Source organism: Streptomyces sp. NPDC054783 (genome assembly GCF_053611725.1).
Map to the genome: position 1 here is coordinate 412,516 of NZ_JBSHAY010000002.1, position 20,548 is coordinate 433,063.

Here is a 20,548-nt window from a genome sequence, read left to right on the forward strand (position 1 = left end):
GTGCCCTTCGGTAGAGCGCGGTCGGTGGTGCTGGGCTGCGCTACGGGCGGGTGAGCGGCAGAGCGGCGTTGGTGAAGGCTTCGGCCTGCTGCCAGGTCAGCAGGCGCAGGTCGACGAGGGCGGCGACTGCGGCCGTCTCGACGGCGGCGCAGGCGGCGTTGAGCTCCTCGTCGGTGTCCGCACTCACGGTGAGCAGGCCGGTGAGTGCGACATCGGCGTGTCCGGCGATGAGCTGGCGCTCACGCCGCTTGATGTCGGCGTACTCGACCGAGTCCTCCTCGGAGTCGACTTGGCCCTTGCGGGCACGCTCGGCGGCGTCCGCGATCACGGTGGCCTTCTTGCGCTGTACGTCCTTGAGGGCGGCGTCAAGTCCCTTGGGCTCGTAGGTCAGCGAGAGGGTGCGGCGCACGCCGGTGGTGAACAGGAGCTGGTGGAGGAAGCCGGGGTTGGTCTCGATGCGCGGCCAGTTCTCGATCCAGAACGTGGCGTGGTGGGCCGAGTCGGTCTGGATACGGTCGGCCTTCTCGACCAGGACGACCGGTCCGGCCGCCGCGGGGTCGGCCTGCGGACGGCCCGAGTCGGACCACTGGTCGAGGGCGGCCGACGCCTTGGGGTCGTACGCGGTGCGGATCACGGCGGCGATCTCGCGGGCGGGCAGCCAGCCCCCGGGCGTGAGGCCGGAGGTACGGGCGGCCTGGTCGAAGGTGGAGGCGAGCTGGGCCAGGACGGCGAAGGCTCCGGTGAGTCCGCCGCCGGCCTGGTTGATCAGACGGCGAGCGGCCTTGAGGTCGAGGGCGAGAGCGACGTACGCCTCGTGGGGTGCGGCGGCGGGGCCGGCGGCGGCCAGCAGGTCGCTGTAGACGGGACCGGCGAGCGTGGTCTGGGCGTTTCCGTGCTCGTGCCAGTAGCGGTTGAGCGCGTCGCCGGAGTCGGGGACGGTGCGCTCCAGGACCTGTACGCGGGCGATGTGCCCGGTGCGTGCGAGCGCGGCCAGCGTGCGGCCCCAGCCGGAGACGTTGCTGGCCTGGGCACCCGGGTCCAGCAGGGCGAAGGCGCGGGAGGAGACCTTCACCACGGCGGTGAGAGTGGCCTGGTGCGGATCGTGCACCGCGCCGAGACGTCCGTCCGGCGAGGTGACCACCCGCAGGGAGGCGGCCGTGCCCGGCAGGTGGAGCAGGCCCTCTCGCTGCGGCCGGGTGGACGGGCGGGTGAGCCAGACCAGCTGCCCCCGCAAGCGACGGAGTGTGTACCGGATCGCGATCGGGGCCCAGTCGGCGAGCGCGCGCCCGCGGTGACGGATGAAGACCGCCGCGAGGACGACGGCCCACAGCGGTAGGAGCTTGAGCGCTCCGGTCACACCGGAGGTGAGCAGCACCGCGAGCAGGAGCAGACCGCAGGCGGCAACGACGATCAGCTGTGGGGCCGAGAGACCGAGCAGCACGCCGCGGCGCGAGCGGTGGGGGAACTTGACCGTGCCCGGTCCATCGGGGTGCGGAGCGTCAGGGAGCATGGCGAAGCCGTCCTTGGAGCGTGAAAGGGAAGAAAGAGGGGGAGACGGGGCGGGCCGAGCGGGGCCTCGGCCCGCCCTGTCAGCTGCCAGCTACGAGCCCGAGCCGTCTGTGGGGCCGGGATAGATCCACCGTGGCGGGGTGGCGTCACCTTGTGGGGCAGGACCGGTGCGCCGTGGTGCCGGCGGATCCAGGTGCGTGACCTGCGGGCGTGCGACGGAGGCGCCCTGTGGTGTCGGTCCGGAGACCACTGGTGCCGAGTCGGCTTCCGGGCTGTCGCCGGGGCGTCGGATGAGCGGGACTCCGCGGTCGCCGTCCGTGGGAGGGCGACGGATCAGCGCCCGGCCCTTGTCTCCGGTCGCGCCGGCGTCCTCACCGAAGCGGAAGTGGGTCTGCTTCGGCTTGGCATCACCACCGGATGCGCCGGTCGGATCGATCCCGGAGGCGACTCCGCCGGAGCCCTGGCCCGGAATCGTTGCCGGTCCCTGGGGAGCCCGCATCCCTGTGCCAGCCTGGACCGCGAGCTGTCCCGCGGTCTTCGCCGCACCGGCCGCCACAGCCATCCCTGCGACGCCCGTACGGTGCAGGTCGTCATGGCCCGAGCCGTCGGCTGCCCAGTGCACGAACCGGTACGTCGCGTACGGGCACAGCATCACCAGCACCATCACGACGATGCCCGCCATGGCATCCGACAGAGCGCTGAGCCCGTCGGAAGCGTCGGTCTTGCCCATGGCCGAGACACCCAGCAGGAACACGATCGTCATCAACAGCTTGCTGACGACCAGGGTCGCGGTCGCCTCGATCCACCCACGCCGCCAGCGCCGGGCAACCTCCCAGCCGCCGCCGGCCCCGGCGAACACGGCCAGCGTCACCAGGATCAGGATGCCGACCTTGCGGGCGACCATCACGGCCCAGTACAGGAACGCGCCGACAGCGCACCCGAGGCCGACCATGGCGGGGATCGTCCAGCCCAACGCGTACATCGGACCCAGGTCGTTGACCTCGATGATGCGCCGGATCGCGTCGTCCACCGAACTGTTCGCCGCCCTGAACAAGCCGGCACTGAGCGCGTCGACCACGGTCAGCGCGACAGTGGTGCAGGCGATGGCGGCGAAGGCGAACAGGACACCGGCCACAGTGCCGTACACCGCCTGAACCAGCGCGCGTTCGTCCCGGCGCCAGGCGGCGCGGGTGAGTTGCAGACAGAAGGTCCCCACGGTCAGGACGAGGCCGATGGGCAGGATCAGCTCGTAGTTGCTCCGGAACCATTCGGCATTCAGGTCGATGGCCGTGGTCTTGTCGACGGCTTTCGAAGCCAGGTCCGCTGCGGCCTGGGCCAGTTCGCCCATCGATTTGGCGATCCAGGCGCCGATGCCGTCGGTGACCGCCTCGCCGGTGGACCCGACGACGCCGCCGATGGTGTTACAGACCGTGTCCATCACGGGCAGGTCGCAAGCCCCCATGAGGACACCTCCTTTCGGGAATCGGCGGCGATCACGGCGCCACGTTCGGCAGCACGCCGACGAGGGCGCAGTTGTGGTGGGGGCGGCACTGGACGGCGAGGGTCGTCGAGCGGGACTCTGCTCCGGCGCCCGAGCCCTTCCAGACGATGGACTGCTTGCCGGTGACCGTGACGGCGTAGACGTATGCCTCGGTGATCGCGCCGGGGTCCTGGGCCAGGGCGGTCTTGAACGCCTGCGGGAAGTGGCCCTCGCCGACGCGGGCGCTGGCGTGCTGCCCGTTGTCGTGCATCCGCGCCCACAGCACCGGGCTGGGCACCTGGTCCGTGACCGACTTCCAGTCGGCGTCCTTCTTCTCGCCGGTCATCCACCGCTTGAGGCCGGCCAGGTGCTCGGCCTGGGAGAAGACCCGGGTGTCGTAGGTCCACAGGACCTTGGTGGCGGCCTTGGCGAACTCGATCGGATCGGTCGTCCTGGGCGGCGCGGCCACCGCCTCCCCGCCGTGCGCGGTGGCAGCCGGGGCGGGGGACGCGGAGGAGGACGCTGGCGCGGGGGTGGCCTTCGCCGGGGACGGGTTCTGCGTACGGGTGAAGTACGCGACCAGACCGGCGACGGCCAGCAGAACAGCGAGGACAACGCCGCCGATCGAGGAGCGGCGCAGAACAGAAGACGGGGCTCCGTACGTCCGCTCCCTGGCGAAAGGGAAACGTTCCTTTGGCATCAGTGAACCTGCGTCCCCATCGCTGAGAAGAACGCGACGATGCCGTTGGCCGCACCCAACAGCAGAGCGCAGCCGGCGGCAACGACCGTGCCCTTCTTGCCGTTGGCCTCCGCCTGATGGCCGCCGCTGTGGTGGCCCCAGGCCCACACGAGGGCGGAGATGGCGAGGGCGCCGACCGTGGCGATGATGCCGAACATGTTGATGCTGCCCATGACCTTCTTCAGAACGTCGAGGCCCGGCAGGCCGCCCGAGCTCGGTGTGACGCCGGGGTTGTACGCCAGGATCTGGGCGTGCTGAATGAGCTTCATTGGAACTCCAGTACGATTTTGGGCGCTCGAAGGCCCGAAGGGGGAGCCAGGGGGAGGGGGAAGCCGGTCAGGCGATCCGGCGGGCGGCGAGGACGTCCGGACGCCACTCGGCGAGGGTCGAGATCTTGACCACGTCACCGGTGCGAGGCGCCTGCAGGATCAGGCCGTCACCGATGAACATCCCGACGTGTTCCGGGACCTCGGCCGTGCCGCGCGTGAAGAGGAGGTCACCCGGCCTGAGAGCGCTGACGCTGACCGCCTTGCCTTCCTTGACCTGCGTGTACGTGGTCCGGGAGATCGATATGCCACCGGCCTTGTACGACGCCTGCATCAGGGACGAGCAGTCGCAGCGGCCCATCGGGTCCTGACCGTGCGGATCGGTGCACGCGCCACCCCACTGATACGGAGTGCCGAGCTGGCCGAGTCCCCAGCGGATGGCGGAGCGGATCGGCTTGGACGCATCGGCCGGGATCTTGTAGCCCTCGGGGATGGAGCCGGCGGGGATCGGACCGAACTCGGCACCGTTCTCACCGGTGCTGCACGCGCCAGGCGACGAATCCGTCTGCTCGCCCCCGTCGCCTTCGCCGGCACTTGAATCCGATGACAGAGACTTGGCGATGGCCTTCTGAAGAGCCGTGGCCAGCGGATCCCACTTGGCGTACGCGCTGGGGAAGCCGCTCTTCTGGACCGCCTGCGCAGCCTGCGCGACGGTCATGGACTGCCAGCCGGATACCTTCAGCAGCGCCTCGTAGAACTTCGTCGAGGCGTGCACCGGGTCGCGGACCTCCTGGGCCGTCCCCCAGCCCTGACTGGGGCGCTGCTGGAAGAGACCAAGTGAATCCCGGTCGCCGTAGTCCAGATTCCGCAGCCCCGACTCCTGCAGGGCCGTGGCCAGAGCAACGATCTGTCCCCGAGCCGGCACTTTCATGGCGACGCCGGTGGCCTGGATCGTCCTGGCGTTCGGGATCTGTTCCGCGGGATCGTCCAGCCCTGGGATAGACACCGTGGCCTCACGGCCTCCCTTGAGGATCGACCGCACCTGCTGGGCGACCGCCGTGGAATCCACAGCCTGTGCATCGCCGCCCGTACAGGCGGCCTGGGCGCTGTTCGCGCCGGCCAGAGCTATGGCGAGCGGGGCGATCAGCAGCAGCGGGCCGAGAGCCACAGCCCCGACTATCGCCGCGCCCGCCTTCACGGTCGCGGGCCATCCGTCGAGCGGTGGGTGAAAGAGACGGACTGCGGGGAAGGGCGTGCCTGGACATGCTGCATCAGCAGCTCCTTACTCGTAGGCAGCGCAGCACCAGCGTTCTCGTCGAAAAGGTCACCGGAACCGCGCTGGTCGGGAATTCACACCTGAGATCAGGGATGGGGTGCAGAGGCCGGGAGCGGCTAACTCCCGACCTCTGGAAACCCGTTACTGAAGAGCGGCAGCCAGCCGCGCTCTTAATCTCACACGCCACACGGAGAATCTCCCTGGCCGAAATTTCAGGCTGCCTCGTGAGTGCCGCGCGTGGCGCCGCCTGGGCGAGGCGACACGCATCAGAACCGCTCAACGCGGCGGGATCTGAGTCCCGTCCGTCGAACACGGCGAGACTGTAGAGACGAATTCCGGCCGCACCAAACGACGCCTTGGCTAACAGCCGGGGCCCGAACGTGGAGGCCGAGCATCATTAGGTGTGGCTGGAAAGGGCGGTTACTCTCCAGCCCGTCGCTCTCCCCGAGCAGTTGCTTCGGGGGCCGACTCACGCCGACGTGTGCAGAATCCCAGGAACGAGATCGGGCGCACACCTTCCCTGCGGAAAGAGAGAACCGCACTATGTCGTACACCCTGCATCGAGGCGACGCGCTGACCGCTCTCGCCGGCATCCCCGACAACAGCGTCGATGCCGTCATCACGGACCCGCCCTACAACAGCGGCGGCCGGACCAGTAGTGAACGAACCGGCCGCAGTGCCCGCGCGAAGTACACCTCGGGCGACGCCGAGCACGACTTGGCCAACTTCCCCGGCGAGAACCGTGACCAGCGTTCGTACGGCTTCTGGCTCACCCTCCTGCTTACGGAGTCCTACCGGGCAACCGTCGAGTCGGGTGCTGCGCTCGTCTTCACCGACTGGAGGCAACTGCCCACCACGACCGACGCATTCCAGGCGGCTGGCTGGACATGGCGCGGCATCGCTTCGTGGCACAAGCCGGTTTCCCGACCGCAGAAGGGTCGACTCAAGCAGTCCTGTGAGTACATCGTCTGGGGCACCAAGGGCCCTGTCGACTCAGACCGCCACCCCGTCTACCTGCCCGGCCTCTACACCGCGAGCCAGCCCAGGAAGGACCGAGTGCACATAACGCAGAAACCCGTGGAAGTGATGCAGGAACTGGTGAAGATCTGCCCGCCGGGCGGTACGGTGCTCGACCCCTTTGCTGGTTCCGGCACGACCGGCGTCGCGGCACTGCGCGAGGGGCGACAGTTCATCGGAGTCGAGCTCTCCGAGCACTACGCCAACATCGCCAATGAGCGGCTATTGCAGACGATGGAACAAATGGGCAGCCAGGAAGACTTCGTTCTCGTAGGTCCGGAAGCCGAGTAGCGGTACATAAACCGCGGCCCTGGAGCACACGATCAGGGGATTCCCCGGCGTCCACGTTCGTCGCAACGATGATGCATCGGCTGCAACGCCGGAGGTGGACGGTGACGGGCAGCGAGTCTCCGGGGCCAGCGGTCTTGGAACTGGGCGCGATTGTGCGGCCGTTGGATCCGGAGTGGCACGATCGCGCCACGGCCTTCTCGTCTCACCGCGCCCGGCCCATCCGGCAGTGTCGGGCCGACGCGACTGGCGACCGACACCCTCGGTCTGCGCCTCGTCGTCTGCGTCACCGCCACGAACATCGGCGACCGGGAGGCCGCGGCGGGCCTGCTGACCCGACTACGGCGCCTGCACCGCGACGTCACCCTCGTCTGGGCCGACGGCGGCTACACCGGCGGCCTCCTCGGCTGGTGCCGGGATAAATAGGCTCTGACCTTGGAGGTGGTCAAGCGCACCGACGATCTCGGCGATGGCCCCATACCACGACAGGCCCAGAACGTGGTCGGCGTAGTCGGCGGCCGACCTCTCCGTCCCAGACTGACGTAAAGAGAGGCAGATGGCGGTGCAGACGCCCGCCACGAGAGCCAGCTGGCCGCAGCCGGGCACTCCACTGTGCTGTTCGCGGCTGCGCCGGTCTCCAAGGCGCCAGGCCGGGGTATTTGTCAGTGGCACACCGCAGACTAGTGGCGTGTCAGATATAGCCCCGATCCTGCCCGCCTCGGTGTGCTCCTCGTCCACAGCCGGGACCGATGAGCCTGATGCCGCGTGGCAGGACTACCTGCAAGACCCTGTTCTCAAAACCTCCGCCGAGCCGGGCACCACGGGCAACGTGCCGCCCGGTGAGGATCTGAACCTGCATATCGGCTGGGACCGTTTCGAGAAGCTGATGCTCGCTGTCTGCCACAGCGGGCTGGGACTTCACCGGGTCAGGTTCCGCCGCTACGGCGTGCAGGGCCAGTCACAGCATGGGATTGACCTGGCCGGACGCGGTCCGGACGGCACCACGGTGGTCCAGTGCAAGGACTACCAGCAGTTCACGCCTGCCGTTCTGCGGGCAGCAGTTGAGAAGTTCGCCACCGGTCGGCGGCCGTTCGGCGCGAAGCACCTGATCATCGCGACGTCGGGATCCACCGAAGCCACCCAGTTCGCCGACGAACTCGACGCCCTCGAAAACGAGCACCCCGACCTCGACCTGGAGCTGTGGGGCTCGGAGCAGATCAACGAGCGTCTTCGGTCCCTCGGCAATGTGGTCGCCCGGTTCTGGACACGCGAGACGGCCGAGGCGTTCTGCACGGACGCCCCTCTCGCCGGGATCCCGATCCCGCTGCCCGACCGCGTTGAGCAGGCCGAGAAGATCCTCATCGGTCCCCTGAAGACCAGTGCCGTGAGCCCTTTGCTGCGGCAGGCGGAGGAGCAGCGCGCCACGGCACCGAAGGTCTCGGCGCGCCTGTACGTGGACCTGGCCCGGCAACTGGAGGAAGCCGGCTTCCTTGGCCACGCCATCGTCTTGAGGAAAAGGCAGCTCGACGCGCTGCAGGCCGCCTGCCTCTTTGACGAGGCGGCCCGCTTGGCGGCGCAGTTGGCAGTCAACGCCATCCACGCTGGCGAAACGAGCGAGTCCAGGACCCTGGCCGGACAACTCGAGCGCGTGGCAACGGAAGCGGTTGAGGCTGGCAGCGAGGCCGCGCCGTTGATCAAGCGCCACGCCGACATGGTCCGCGCCGCGCTCGAGGTCGTTGCTCACCCGCTGGGACCGTGTGAAGCGCTACGGGCCGCTCTGGAAGACACCACGGATACCGAGCCGGAGTACCGGCCCGTCCTGGTGCTGCTGCTTGCTGAGCACACTCTCGTCTGGGCTCCGGAAACACTGCCAGCGCTGGACACGCTCATCCGCGGCGCCATCGAACAGCAGCGGACATCGGTGTTTGAGGCGCAGGAGACGCTCATGCGCCTGCGTCTCGTCCGGGCCGAGTACGACCCGGCCGAACGCACCGAACTGCAGCGTCTGGCCCGCTGGCATCAGCTGCCCGGACGGCTGGCCGCGTGGGTGAACGCGCGCGAGGCCCGCCGGTGCGTGTGGGAGAGCATCGCCGACACGGCCTTGGACCACTGGCGCGATGCCGTCGAGGACGCGATCCACGCTGGGCTCGCCGAGGAAGCCGCCGACTGGTTGTACGCGATCCGTGCCGTGAACACTCTGTTCGGCCCCTGGGGGGACCTGGACGACGAGCACCGGCTCGCACAGGCACTACGGGGCACCGGGACAGCCCGCCTGTTGGTCCGTTCCCGCGAGCCGCGCGACCGCGCCCTGTCCGCGAAGGGGAACGCCAAACCCATTGAGGCGGTGCTGTCCGCACGCCGCTGGCTGGTCGACGCTACCGTCACGGGCGACTGGGGAGGCGAACTAGAGGCCCTCGACTTCCTTGGCGACCTCTACGCCGCGAACCAAGAACCCCGCCTGGCGGCCGGCCTATACCGCCGCGCCGGCCGTACAGAGAAGCTGCGGGCACTGGCCGCCGCGATGGGAGACCACCCGCTGCCCAGTACCCCGATTGGCGACGCGCCCTGGTGGGTACTTCACGCCGACGCCGCGCTCGCCGAGGCACAGGCCGACCTCATTGACGACGACACGGCGCAGTCACTCATGGGCGCCGTCACCACCCTCGCCGAGAGAGGCCGCGCCGGTGAGTTGACCGAGTCGCCGACGCGCGCGCTCACCCACCAGGCAACCCAGACCGCCTGCTCACTCGCCGGCCGCGGTACCCCCGAGCAGGCCCTGAAACTCCTGGACCTCCTGGCCGCGGACGTGCCCCGCGAGCCGCACCATTTCCATCACTCTGACCAGAGCCACGCCCAGGCGTGCGTGGCGATCGCCAAAGCCCATCCCAGCGCGGCGAAGCGGGCCCTCACGCGACTGTTCGACCTGGCCGAGGCAGGAATCCAAGAGGCACTCCAGCTGCTGGTCGGCGACGAACTGATCGGTCTGATCCGCACGCCCGAGGGCGAGGCCCCCCAGGCAAGCGAGTCAGGGCTGTCTGACGAGGCCATCGCTGAACTTCGAAACCGGATCGGCGACCTAGACGACAAGGGCCTGTACCTCGCCGATGTCGCCCGCGCGCTGTTCGAGCCCGCTCATCCAAAGACACTGCTGCGGGCCCTGCAAGCCCGCGACCGGATTCTTCAGCGACCCGCACCCACACCTGGCATCGCCCAGATCGGCTCCACCCTCGTGCCCGATTCCTACCAGGTGGCCCGTTCTCGCGGCCTGAACGATGACGATCGCAAGGCCTGCCTGCAGCAACTCCTGGCGATCGCCAGCGACGGGCGGGAGGTCGCCTTTACGCGGCAACAGGCTCTGACTGTGGCGGGGAACCTGGTCGTGGGTCGACCGCAACCGGACCGGCGCTACGCCTTCCAGGCCGTCACGAGCCTGGTGGTCGGCGACGAGTCCGACAGCTACCTGGGCGAAGTACTCACGGGCAGCCCGCACCCTCTGAGCGCGTTCCAGGTCAACATCGGGTCGGCGTCGCTGCGCGGCCCCGCGCTCATGTTCGCTGCTGCAGCGGCCTCCAGTTCTGATGAGCACGCGTGGGTCCGCGACCAGGCGACCGAGTTGCTAGGCAGCCGCGACGAGCACGATGTCCACGAGGCGGCCGCTGCGCTGTGCAGGCTCCCGATCGACATCGCCGGCACCGTCGACCCCGGACTGCTCGCCACCCACGACCACTTCGGCGTCCGCCAGGCCAGTGCCGTCCTGTGCGTGCGGTTCCCCGCCCGCCATCACAAGACCGCCCTGCGCCTCGTCCGCGACCCCGACTTCCGCGTGCGGCGGGTCCTGGCCGATGCCGCCGCGAACGCGGCCGTGGAAGGCCCGGAGATCGACGCGATTCGCCAGATCCTGTGCGGCGACCCGCGCCACAGCATCCGGTCACGCGCGGGAGCGCGACGGACGACTTCTGACCGGGCCGGCGCCCCAGGCCGGACACGGGCCTGATCCGGCAGCGCGGCGGAACCCGATGAGGTTGAGGTTCCGCCCCGCAGACCGTGATGCGGTGTAGCCTCACCGTCTGTATCGGCGGCTTCGGCCAACCTCCATGCGCCAGCACCTGGGCGATGCCGTTCCGCACCCCCACCCTGCCCGCGCCGATGACGTGCGCAGAATGCGGAGGAGGGCGGTTGTTCCACCGCTCTGGTGGAACAACCGCCCTCCTCATGAATGGGGAGTCACCCAGCTTCGATGCTCCGCTGAATAAGATCGGTAGCCCGCACGAGGTCCTCGCGCGAGCCGATCCGGACCTCGACGCCGCCACGGACTCCCAGGACCCCCACGCCGCGCATGTCGCGGGAGAAGCCGTCGTGCAGCTCCACCGTGTCCGGATCCAACTTCAGATTGACCACGAGCAGCCGGTTGCGTGGCTGCAGGCGCAGTGTGGCGACATTGTTGATCCGCCGGTAGGCGATGTAGTGGAGCTGGGGCTCCTTGCGCACGCCCGGGTGCGTCAGCAGCAGCTCGTCGAGATCTGCGTACAGCTCCTTCAGATCCTGAGACGACTCGTCGAGGTACTGATGGACCGATTTCGGCGCAGCATACGCAGTACGGACCGAGCCCGACGTTCCGCCCCGCGGGGAGGTGCGGGCGCCGCCGGCCGACGCGATGAGCTGCAGCGTGAGTACGTCCTCGAAGACCCGGTACGTCACGAGGTCGATCCGGTGGCCGATCATCTCCATCGCCACCGTGTCGTGGTGCGTGAAGGCCCCCGCAACGCAGACGATTCGAGGAGCGGTCCAGTCGATCTCCTCGGCCGCCTCGTCTCCGAGCTTCTTCCGGGCCAGGCTCTCGAACTCGTGGTGGTGGTCGTGAAGCCACCACAGGTACGAGAGCCCCTGGCTGATGACGTTCTGGTCGCGGTTGCGCTTGTACTCGACGATGACGGGCGTGCCGTTCTCGTCCAGGCCGAGGGAGTCGATACGGCCTCCGTGACGGCCGGTGCGGTACTCGGTCGCCAGGAACCGGATGCCGAGCATCACCTCCATGTTGGCCTCGATCAGCCGCTGCAACTCGGCCTCCACCCCGACGGCTGACCCCGGCACCTCCGTGGCCTGTCCGTCTCTCACCCTGAAGACCTTTAGGTTGCTCATGAGCCTCCCGTGCCACCTTGATCACTGCGGAACGAACAATCGATCGCGGCAGGCAGGTATTCCGGTCGGGACATCGGAGCTCGGTCCGGCCGCATGCCGAGATGCGCGCGAGAGGTGCTTGGGCGGTGCTGGTCGCGAACGTGATGCAGTTCAAGCGGTCGGGTGTCCTTCTGCCGGCGCTGGAACGCTCACGTCGGCGCCTGTGAGCGTGCTCGGTGGCGGCGGAATACCCGCCAGGACGAGTTACGAACTCCACACTCCTTGCGTCACACGCGTCCCTTATCATTGGCCCTCTGAGTGCGCACCAGGCCGTTCACGCGAAGTCAGGGGGATCGGTACACCTCCACAGCTCGTACGAGCACCGACAGCTGCATGCAGGGCAGGCGGAACACCGAGGTCAACGGCCTCTGAATCTTGCTTTGACCAGCCCTTGTGTGATGTCCTGGTGCTCGTTTATGTCGTTGTGACGGAGGTCGGACTGTGGCTGGGCACTACGGTGTGCCTCTCGAGCGGAGCGATTACCTGGAGCTTGACCCGCACGAGAACAGCTGCACCCCGGAGGACTTCGGGAAGTGGCTGAAAACCTTCGGCAAGGGCAAGAGGCTTGCCGTTGACCTCTTCTCCGGGGCGGGTGGCCTGAGTTACGGCCTTCAGCAGGCTGGATGGACGCTCGCCGCTGCAGTCGACTTCGACCAGCGAGCGCTGGAAACCCATCGTGCGAACTTCCCCGGTCTGAGCCTCCACATGGACCTCGGGGATCCGGCCAACCGCAGAAAGCTGCTGAAGCTGCTCGAACCAGCGAAGATCGACCTGGTTGCCGGAGGGCCGCCGTGTCAGCCGTTCAGCAGGGCCGGTCGCAACAAGATCCGTGATCTCGTGGCCAACCACAACCGGGATCCGGAGGACCACCGTAAGAAGTTGTGGCGGTCGTACCTGGACGTTGTCAAGGAGATCAGGCCCAGGGTCGTCCTCATGGAGAACGTCCCTGACATGGGGCTCAGCGACGACTTCTCCGTGATCCGCACGATCGAGGAGGAACTGGAGGAGCTCCACTACGCGACCCAGGTCAGGCTCGTGGACGCGTGGAGCTACGGGGTCCCCCAGCATCGCAAGCGGCTCATACTGCTGGCGAGGAACGATGTGGACCGGTTCGAGTGGGGTGACTCCGAACCTGTCCGGACGACGCTTCGAAGCGCCATCGGCGATCTTCCCGAACTCGAAGTCGAGCCCTTGGAGCGGGTCGGCGAGCGCGAGATGGCCTACAGCGAGCCCGCCGACATCTCGCCCTTCGCCAAGAAGATGCGCGAAGGCGCCCCGGAGGGCCTCATCTGGGACCACATGACCCGGAGGGTCCGAAAGGACGACTACAGGATCTTCTCCGTGATGGACCACACAACGCTGTACTCGGACCTGCGCGAGAAACTCAACCCCGAGGAGTGGGAGTTCCAGCGGTACAACGCCGAGCAGTACACCGACAAGTACAAGAAGCTACCCTGGGACGACCTCAGCCGGACGATCACCGCTCACATCGCCAAGGACGGCTACTGGTACATCCATCCCGAGCAACTGCGGACGCTCACGGTGCGTGAGGCAGCCCGCGTCCAGACCTTTCCTGACGGCTTCCGTTTCGCAGGCACTCGGAGTGATGCGTTCCGTCAGATCGGGAACGCGGTGCCGCCCATGCTGGGCAAGGCGGCGGCAGAGGTTCTCAAGCCGGTCAAGGGAGCCAAGCCTCCTGCGGGTGCTGGGCTGAACCCTCACTGGCAGCAGGTCCGTAAGGCACTCACGGCATGGGCGCTTGAGCGGCGCCAGGCCAACGACTGGTATGAGTTCCCTGCCGAGGAGCCCGTGCCGTTCCATGCCGCTGTGGCCGCTTTGATCTCCGGAACGAGGATGAAGCCGGAGGAGCGGGCCGCGCTGATGGCGGTCGTGCGACGGTCCAAGCAGCTTACGGTTACGGGTTTTCAGAAGCTGGTTGGCGCGGCTCCGAACGCCACCGTACGAGCTCGCATCGACCGCCTGGAACCGCTGGTGGACCAGCCGGCGGCCTGGAAGCCGAACAACCAGTCCGAAGTCCCCGCCAAGCTGGCAATGAAGCCAGCCGAGGAGTCGCTGTACAGGTTGCTGATCGGCGAGGACCTAATGCTGGTGGGGCAGGGCACGATCCGCGTTGCCGCCCGGATGAACGGGGTCAGGACGGATCACGAGAACCGCCTCAGTGAGGGCAGGGTCAACCTGGTCAAGCTTCTGGGCGCGGGAGAGCATGCCCCCGTCCGCATGGCCGCGATCCGGCTGATCGGCGCAGAGCTCTGTCGAGAGCAGCAGACGACGTGTTCGGAGTGCCCGCTTGCTGCCTTCTGCCCTCGCAAGGAGGAGACGCCGACGATTTTCTGACCTCGCAGCGTCACGCGTGATCTGAGGAGATCGTACGCGGGGCTGTGGCGCCGGCCCGGGTCAGCTCTGCCACCCTCTGGGCCGCAGCCTCGGGGTCCTTTCGGATCTCACACTCCCAGACCCGGACGACCTCCCAGCCGGACTCCCGGGCGGCCTCGTTGTTCCGCCTGTCACGGGCCTGGTTCGTACTGATCTTCTCCGCCCACCGCGGGGCGTTCGGGCCGCGGAACTCACGAGCTCCGTGTTCCGGACAGCCGTGCCAGAAGCACCCGTCGACGAAGACGGCGATGTGGTGCTTCGGCAGTACGAAGTCCGCGGTGCATCGGGGTGCCACGCGTCGGTGCAGGCGGAACCGGAAGCCGAGTCTGTGAAGAACACGACGGAGCGCCACCTCGGGAGCCGTGTCGCGTACACGCCGCCCCTTCAGGTGCTCCCCCTTCGCCGTACTCACCCAATGGCCGGTTCCACCGCCGAGAGGAGACGGCTGGCCGGGGGCGCCGTGCTCGGGCTGGCTGTCCAAGGGCGCCGAGCGGTCGGGTGACGCGGATGGTGAGGTCACCGAGTGCCCTACGCTTCGTCGAGGGTGAAGCCCAGACGGAGAGCCTCACTGCGTACATGCAGCAGCTGCATCGCCTGGGCCTCCGAAACCGATTCGTTCACCTGCAGTCGCCGTTCCGCCACCTGCAGCAACTGACGCTGCCATGGTTCCAGACTACGTGTTGCCCTCGCCCACTGCGTGATTCCTGCCCACTGCGTCAGGGGGATCTGCGCAACTGCCTCCTGAGCCGTGTTGGTGTCGGCACCGTCGGTAGTGCCTTCCTGCTGTTCCTCCACAGGATGAGCCGGGAGCTCGGCCTCCAGGGCCTCAGGCACCGTCCACCGCACCCGGGAGACGGCGTCCCAACAGGCCGGTTGCTTGGCCCACTCTCCAATGTGCGTGCCCCTGAGAGGGCGGGTCACAGCAGTCATGACCTTTGGGCATAGATCGTCGAGTGCGTCCGTGAGTGCCTCGGACACCCACTGCCGACGCCAGATCTCGTCGAGATCGATCCGCTTCCCCACTGCCAGGGAGAGGCGGGCCACGGTGTAGGTCGTGATCGCACTCTTGTAGCTGCCGGCTTCGTGGCTACGAGCGATGCCGTCCGCCGCCTTGAAGAGGAGGGCCTTCGCGATGATCCGCTGGCAGTACGACGTGTCCACGTCGACCGGCTGCCTGCGAAGGTTGATCATGAACTCGTTGAAGTTCTTCTGGGCTCCCCGACTCACCAGGAACGGCAGCTGGTCCCATGAATGGGCGTACTTCGCCAGGTCGGCCTTCGTGAACTTCTGCCGCGTGGGCCAGAGCGTCCTGAAGCGCTTCTGCCCCGCAGTTGTCAGCTGGGCCAGTTCGTCGGCGTACTGCCCGCGCGCACGCTCGTAGAACCAGTGGGTCTCCTGCCCGCTGCCGTCTACGGCAGGAGCCCAGAGGGAGCGAGTGATCCGTTGCACGTCGACGTGGAACTCGTGGTTGGAGCTGAAGTCGACCAGCGTCACCTTGTTCTGGGTGTTGGAGTACTCGGAGATTCTCGGGACGATCTCCATCAGTCTTTCAGGCGAGACCACCGTGAGCTTCATCTGCACGCGCACGTTGGTCAGGTCCGCCTTGTCCCGCTTCTTGGCGTGGTGGAGCGAGGCCGTGGTCTGGCCGCCGTTCACGATCTGCAGACCGTGGATCCTCGAGATGCCGAGGTGCTGGCCGTCGGCCCCCTCGGCGAACTCCACCTGGGAGGCCGTCGCGGTGATGCCGTTGTTGTAGGCGAGGAAGCGACCCGGTGAATGCAGCAGCGACTCCCGGATTCCCTTGTTGACCGTACCCCTTGCCTGCAGGAACGAACGCACGTTGAGTTCGAGCAGCCGCGTGCCGTAATCCGCGTAGAGGTCGGCGAGCCTGTCGCCGGGAAGCACGGTGAGAGCGACGGAGTGATCCGCCTCCGTACTCGGTGCGGAGAGGCAGGGGAGCGGAGGATCGAACGTGACGACGATGGGCTCGCTCAGGGTGCCGGAAGTCGCATGCCGGTGCAGCCTGGGCAGGTCCCATATCTCGTGGACAACCTGGATGCCCTCGAACTCGGCCGGGCCTGAAGCTGTCGAAGTGCTGACACAGTTGCTGAGCAGGAAGAGGCGGATCTGCGTGACGTCGGTGAGTGCCTTCTCCACCGCGTCACACATGTCGTAGACGTCCGACGACTCGTCGATGTGCTGACGCAGGCCGTTCTGACAGCGGCGCAGGAACGTCAGAAGTCGTTTGAAGCGGGACTCGGCCTGCGCGCGCGTGAGCTTGTCCTCCAGCGGTGACAGCCGGAAGTCGGTGATGAAGAGGTCCAGCCGGCCGGAGTCCTCCCCTGCGCCGTAACCGTGTACCTCCAGACCGTGGGACCGGTGGTAGGCGGTGTACGTGTTGCTGACGACACCCGCCTCCTCGAGTTCTTCGAGTACCCGCGCCGTGAACGCCTCGGGAGTGGTTGTGCGTTCGGCCTCAGCGGTCGCCAGGACGTCGCCGACGAGCTGGCGGGCGTACGCGCCCTGGTCGAGCTCACTCATTCTTTCCCCTGATCAGATCGCCCACCTCGGTGTCGCTGAGGCGGTACTGGTCGAGCCCTGAGAGCGCCAGACTGTAGGCACAGTCGCTTATGCCGGGGGCCAGTTCGGATTCGACGATTCTTGGAAATCCGTCGCGCACCTCCCAGAACCGCAGGTCACGAGGCGTGTAGCGCGGCTCGTCGTAGAGCTCGCGCTGGCCTGGCAGGTAGCCGGCCTGGATCAGCAGTCCGTCGAAGCGGGCTCGTGCGCCGGGGTTGGCGAGTTGGTTCCGCACCTGGTCGACGAGCGCGTTGAGGCTCTGCCCGAGCCCTCCACGCCTTTCGTCGAGCGTGACGAGCGCCAGCAGCAACGAGGGCGTTCCTGCGCCGTCGAGCTGCCTCTCGCTGGCGATGCGCACCGTTCCGGCGTTCCTCGCGGTGGTCGTCTTGACCTCAAGCGCCACGTACGGGCACTGGAAGTCCTGGTTGGCGCCGGTGGGACCGGTCCAGGCAGCAACCGCCTCGGACTGCGGAAGCGAAGTCACCATGTGCTCCCTGAGCACCAGGACCTCGCCGAAGAGACCGCGCCGTGCCTCCGTCCCAAGGCCGTCGCGGCCCACGGAACGCAGAAGGTTCTGCCAGTGACCGAACCGGCTGACAACCGCGGTGAGAGCCTCGAGAGTGGTCGGTTCGTCCTTCGCTGTCGCGGCGATGTCCGCAACGAGCGGGGTGAAGACCTCCCGCAGATCGTCCGCAGTGAGGACCACCTGCAGCTCGTACTGGTGGCGCGACAGGGACGTCAGCGACAACTCGAGGCCGGCCGTCTGCGGAAGTCGTCCCAGGGAACGGACAACGCCCTCGGCAGCGGTGGCCTCCGCCTGGAACACCAGCATCCGTCGACGACCAGGGTGGGAGACGGACAGGAAGATGTCATGAGGCGATCTCGAGTGGATGCGACGCATGGACCGACCCGGTGTGGCCTGGGGCGCGTCCTCCAGCTCGATCCAGTCGCCCTCTGTGATCGTCACTCGTCCTCCTCCTCGTCGTAGGTCTCGATGTCCTCCTTGATCCAGATGTCGTTGACCACGTACTCGGTCTTCTCCTGGTGGCGCGAGCGGGGAAAGCTCACCGCGAAGCCGACCAGCGGCGTTTTGGGATCCAGATCCCCGTAGGCCGGCGGCTGGACGGGATAGATCAGCAGCAGAGGCTGGTCGGGGCGCCTCTGGTACCGGACCTGGGGGCCGGCGGGCACTTTGGGGTCCCTGGGCTCGCCCTTGCTGGTGGTCGTTCCCTCGGCAGCCTTCCAGGTCCTGGCGAGTGCGATGTCGTACTGCTCCTTGTCCAGGTCCAGGCTCTCGTCGGTCGGGCTCAGCACCCGGCGGATCGTGTACCGGCCCTCGCTCTCCGGATCGTTCAGCGGCTTACGTGTGACCATCCCGACCTCGTGCCCGGAAACGCACACGGGGGCATCCGCAGGCTTCTTGCCCACGAGCCTTACCGTCCAGCTCCCCAGTTCCCCCACCGCGGCGCACTTGCGGATGTATTCGGCGATGAACGCCGGTCGCACCCTCTGCGCCGCACGATCGGGCTGGTAGGCAGCGAAGAACCCGGAGACGATCTCCTCCGGCGGAACGTCCCGCCAGACCACACTGTCGCCAGGCGACTCCACCTTGGGGCTTGAGACGACGTCCAACCTGCTCACGAACGTTTTCAACGTCTCGAAGTTCTGGTCCACAGCCTTCTTCGACAGATTGAAGAGCACGGTCTCGGGACCTTCGGCCGAGTAGCTGAGCAGGACCTTCGTGCCGTTCCTCATCTTGTTGGCAGCCGTGACTCCGAGCCCCAGCGACGATGCCTTGACCTTGAGCCCGAACCGACGGGGGGTGAGGCGCAGGGCCGCCATCTCCTCGACCTCGCGGCGCAGTTCGTCAGTCGCCGCCGTGATCTCCACGTACGCCCTCTTGAGGGATGCGGTGGTGTACAGGCGGCAGAGGTCCTCGTAACCGGGGCGGTATCCGAACCACCGACCCATCTGGAGCAGGGTGTCGTAGGTCTTCGAGGCGCGGAGGTAGTAGCTGACCGTGAGCCCTTCGAGGGTCAGCCCTCGGGAGAGTTTCTCACCCCCGACGGCGATGACCGACAGCCCGGTCCTGCGGTGCTCGTAGTAGTCGAGAGCGTCCCTGGCCGCTCCGTTCACGGCCTTGACCTCGATCTTCCGCAGCGCGGGCAGGATGTGCGGGGCGACCTCGTCCCAGGTGAGACGGGACGCCTCGTCCGCGGTGAAGTAGCGGGTGGTGGGAACGTAGTCCTTCTCCCAGAGATCCCGGAACTCCTCCATCCGTGTGCTTGCCGCGCTTCCGTGGCGGTCGCGGAGACTGTCCTTGATGAGCCGGAGGAAGTCGTCGATCTGTGTGCGGACGATGCTCTGGATGGCTGTGAACCGCGTGACGTGGACCAGCATCGAGTTGTGGTCGGTCAGCTGACCGCGCGCACGGCGCGCAGCGCAGGAGAGGACGAACGAGTGGATCGCCTTCCTCAACGAGGCAGGCAGCGTGTCGGCCGGCTCGTGACCGGACTTGTGCTTGCCTGGGAGCCAGCCGTCGGCGTCGTTCACCTCGTGGACCAGGGGCAGCGGCTCGACGTCGTCCTCCTCCACGTCGTCCGTCCGGAGACCGAAGACGCGCTCGGGCCCCAGGTAGTTCGAGGGAGCGCGCAGGGTGCGGATGAAGCCTTCGGGAAAGAGGTCCGGCCCGTACTCCTTGTGGTTCACGTCCGGGTCTATGTAGATGTTCGCGTACGGAGTCGCGGTGTAGCCGACGTACGAGGCCTTGTCGAAGCTGTTCACAAGCTTGCGCACAGCGGCGTTGATCTTCGAGGGATCGGTGTCGGCATCCTTGGACGTGTTGATCGAGGCGTTGTCCGCCTCGTCGTCGATCACGAACAGCGGTGCGTTGCGGACGATGTCCCTACCGGTCTCGGGATCGTGCTCCCCGTGGGTGCTCGTGACCCACTCGCGAAGGTTGTCGATGATCTTGCGATGCTTCTTGATCACGAGCACGACGGGGAAGCTGCCGATGGGCAGGTTTGCCTTGGCTGCGGTCCTGCGGTCGAAGTCGCCCTTCTCGGAGCTGTTGGTCAGTGAGGCGCTGGGCAGTTGTTTGGCGTGCGACATAGCGCCTGCACCGATCCGTCGGCGACTGGCGCCCGCCTCGTCGGAGCGCATCAGGTGCTGGGAGTCGAACCCGAGAAGGCCCTCGTCCACCCGCAGCTGGGTCTGGCTGCGGAGGTCGTTGTGGATGCCGGCCAGGATGACGATCAGCCGGTAGCCGGCGTCCACCGCCTTGGCCGCGAGACCGATATAGTGACCGGTCTTTCCCGACTGGACCTGTCCGATCACGAGGCCGGACCGGCGCCATGAGCCCTCACGCTGCGGGTCCTCCAGCTCACCGAGGACCTCGTCGGTGCTCTCGTCGAGGCGCCACACCACCCGGCGGGGCATGTTGCGGACATCCTCGAGATAGAGCCGGTACCGATCCCAGAAGTCCCAGCTCCGGTCGTTCTTCGCGTCCGGCAACCAGGCCCTGTGCCCGACGTCGTCGTGCAGACCGGACGAGATCTCCTGGTAGACGGCGACCATTTCCTGGAGGTCCTTCGTGAACTGGTCACGGTCCAGGACCTTGCCCTGGGCAGCCATCATTCCCATGACCGCGTTCACGGCGAGAGTCACTTCCTCCGGCGACGCCTGGCGGTCCACAGGCAGCATGGCGAGGGCGACGCGGCGAGCCACGGCGAAGGTGTCGTCGGGGGTGCTACTCACGAACTGCCTCCGAGGCGTACGAACTTGGTGTGGAGCAAGAGTAGGGGTGCTCACTGACAACCAGG

The 20,548-nt window shown here is 67.4% G+C and carries 14 protein-coding genes; 4 read left to right on the forward strand and 10 right to left on the reverse strand.

Annotation, left to right across the window (positions count from 1 at the left end):
* Positions 1-40 precede the first annotated feature (40 nt).
* From ACWGJ5_RS06165 to ACWGJ5_RS06185, 5 genes are all read right to left on the reverse strand, one after another.
* Positions 41-1,510, reverse strand: coding sequence for an SCO6880 family protein (locus ACWGJ5_RS06165; RefSeq protein ID WP_453308588.1), 1,470 nt, complete (start codon positions 1,508-1,510; stop codon positions 41-43).
* Between the two features lie 90 nt (positions 1,511-1,600).
* Positions 1,601-2,971, reverse strand: a complete 1,371-nt coding sequence (locus ACWGJ5_RS06170; protein WP_453308589.1) for an SCO6881 family protein — start codon at positions 2,969-2,971, stop codon at positions 1,601-1,603.
* A gap of 31 nt (positions 2,972-3,002) precedes the next feature.
* Positions 3,003-3,689, reverse strand: a complete 687-nt coding sequence (locus ACWGJ5_RS06175; protein WP_453308590.1) for a hypothetical protein — start codon at positions 3,687-3,689, stop codon at positions 3,003-3,005.
* Positions 3,689-3,997, reverse strand: coding sequence for a DUF6112 family protein (locus tag ACWGJ5_RS06180; protein WP_362129475.1), 309 nt, complete (start codon positions 3,995-3,997; stop codon positions 3,689-3,691). The genes ACWGJ5_RS06175 and ACWGJ5_RS06180 overlap by 1 nt, the downstream gene beginning before the upstream one ends.
* A 67-nt stretch (positions 3,998-4,064) precedes the next feature.
* Positions 4,065-5,192, reverse strand: a complete 1,128-nt coding sequence (locus ACWGJ5_RS06185) for a C40 family peptidase (RefSeq protein ID WP_453308591.1) — start codon at positions 5,190-5,192, stop codon at positions 4,065-4,067.
* Positions 5,193-5,813: 621 nt separating this feature from the next.
* On the opposite strand from ACWGJ5_RS06185, the gene ACWGJ5_RS06190 reads away from it, so the two are divergent.
* From ACWGJ5_RS06190 to ACWGJ5_RS06200, 3 genes are all read left to right on the forward strand, one after another.
* On the forward strand, positions 5,814-6,578 hold the full coding sequence (locus tag ACWGJ5_RS06190) for a DNA-methyltransferase (protein ID WP_453308592.1): 765 nt from the start codon (positions 5,814-5,816) through the stop codon (positions 6,576-6,578).
* Positions 6,579-6,728: 150 nt separating this feature from the next.
* Complete coding sequence (locus ACWGJ5_RS06195) at positions 6,729-7,001, forward strand: hypothetical protein (protein ID WP_453308593.1); 273 nt, start codon at positions 6,729-6,731, stop codon at positions 6,999-7,001.
* A gap of 262 nt (positions 7,002-7,263) precedes the next feature.
* Positions 7,264-10,569, forward strand: coding sequence for a hypothetical protein (locus tag ACWGJ5_RS06200; protein WP_453308594.1), 3,306 nt, complete (start codon positions 7,264-7,266; stop codon positions 10,567-10,569).
* Positions 10,570-10,799: 230 nt separating this feature from the next.
* On the opposite strand, the gene ACWGJ5_RS06205 is transcribed toward ACWGJ5_RS06200, so the two are convergent.
* Positions 10,800-11,714, reverse strand: a complete 915-nt coding sequence (locus ACWGJ5_RS06205) for a DUF5655 domain-containing protein (RefSeq protein WP_453308595.1) — start codon at positions 11,712-11,714, stop codon at positions 10,800-10,802.
* 480 nt (positions 11,715-12,194) lie between these two features.
* On the opposite strand from ACWGJ5_RS06205, the gene ACWGJ5_RS06210 reads away from it, so the two are divergent.
* The gene (locus tag ACWGJ5_RS06210; RefSeq protein WP_453308596.1) at positions 12,195-14,108 is read left to right on the forward strand and encodes a DNA cytosine methyltransferase; all 1,914 of its coding nucleotides are present in this window, start codon (positions 12,195-12,197) and stop codon (positions 14,106-14,108) included.
* A 10-nt stretch (positions 14,109-14,118) separates the two neighbouring features.
* On the opposite strand, the gene ACWGJ5_RS06215 is transcribed toward ACWGJ5_RS06210, so the two are convergent.
* From ACWGJ5_RS06215 to ACWGJ5_RS06230, 4 genes are read right to left on the reverse strand one after another with little or no spacing between them, the layout of a single operon-like run.
* Positions 14,119-14,667 (reverse strand): very short patch repair endonuclease, encoded by a 549-nt coding sequence (locus ACWGJ5_RS06215; protein ID WP_453308597.1) that lies wholly within the window; start codon positions 14,665-14,667, stop codon positions 14,119-14,121.
* Positions 14,668-14,675: 8 nt separating this feature from the next.
* Positions 14,676-16,688 (reverse strand): AIPR family protein, encoded by a 2,013-nt coding sequence (locus ACWGJ5_RS06220; RefSeq protein WP_453308598.1) that lies wholly within the window; start codon positions 16,686-16,688, stop codon positions 14,676-14,678.
* Complete coding sequence (locus ACWGJ5_RS06225) at positions 16,681-17,694, reverse strand: PD-(D/E)XK motif protein (protein ID WP_453308599.1); 1,014 nt, start codon at positions 17,692-17,694, stop codon at positions 16,681-16,683. Before ACWGJ5_RS06225 ends, ACWGJ5_RS06220 begins: the two co-directional genes overlap by 8 nt.
* Complete coding sequence (locus ACWGJ5_RS06230) at positions 17,691-20,483, reverse strand: Z1 domain-containing protein (protein ID WP_453308600.1); 2,793 nt, start codon at positions 20,481-20,483, stop codon at positions 17,691-17,693. Before ACWGJ5_RS06230 ends, ACWGJ5_RS06225 begins: the two co-directional genes overlap by 4 nt.
* Positions 20,484-20,548 lie beyond the last annotated feature (65 nt).

Bases quoted from the DNA above. Each gene is read 5' to 3' on its own strand.
- ACWGJ5_RS06165 (WP_453308588.1), bottom strand. From the start codon at position 1,510: ATGCTCCCTGACGCTCCGCACCCCGATGGACCGGGCACGGTCAAGTTC.
- ACWGJ5_RS06170 (WP_453308589.1), bottom strand. From the start codon at position 2,971: ATGGGGGCTTGCGACCTGCCCGTGATGGACACGGTCTGTAACACCATC.
- ACWGJ5_RS06175 (WP_453308590.1), bottom strand. From the start codon at position 3,689: ATGCCAAAGGAACGTTTCCCTTTCGCCAGGGAGCGGACGTACGGAGCC.
- ACWGJ5_RS06180 (WP_362129475.1), bottom strand. From the start codon at position 3,997: ATGAAGCTCATTCAGCACGCCCAGATCCTGGCGTACAACCCCGGCGTC.
- ACWGJ5_RS06190 (WP_453308592.1), top strand. From the start codon at position 5,814: ATGTCGTACACCCTGCATCGAGGCGACGCGCTGACCGCTCTCGCCGGC.
- ACWGJ5_RS06205 (WP_453308595.1), bottom strand. From the start codon at position 11,714: ATGAGCAACCTAAAGGTCTTCAGGGTGAGAGACGGACAGGCCACGGAG.
- ACWGJ5_RS06220 (WP_453308598.1), bottom strand. From the start codon at position 16,688: ATGAGTGAGCTCGACCAGGGCGCGTACGCCCGCCAGCTCGTCGGCGAC.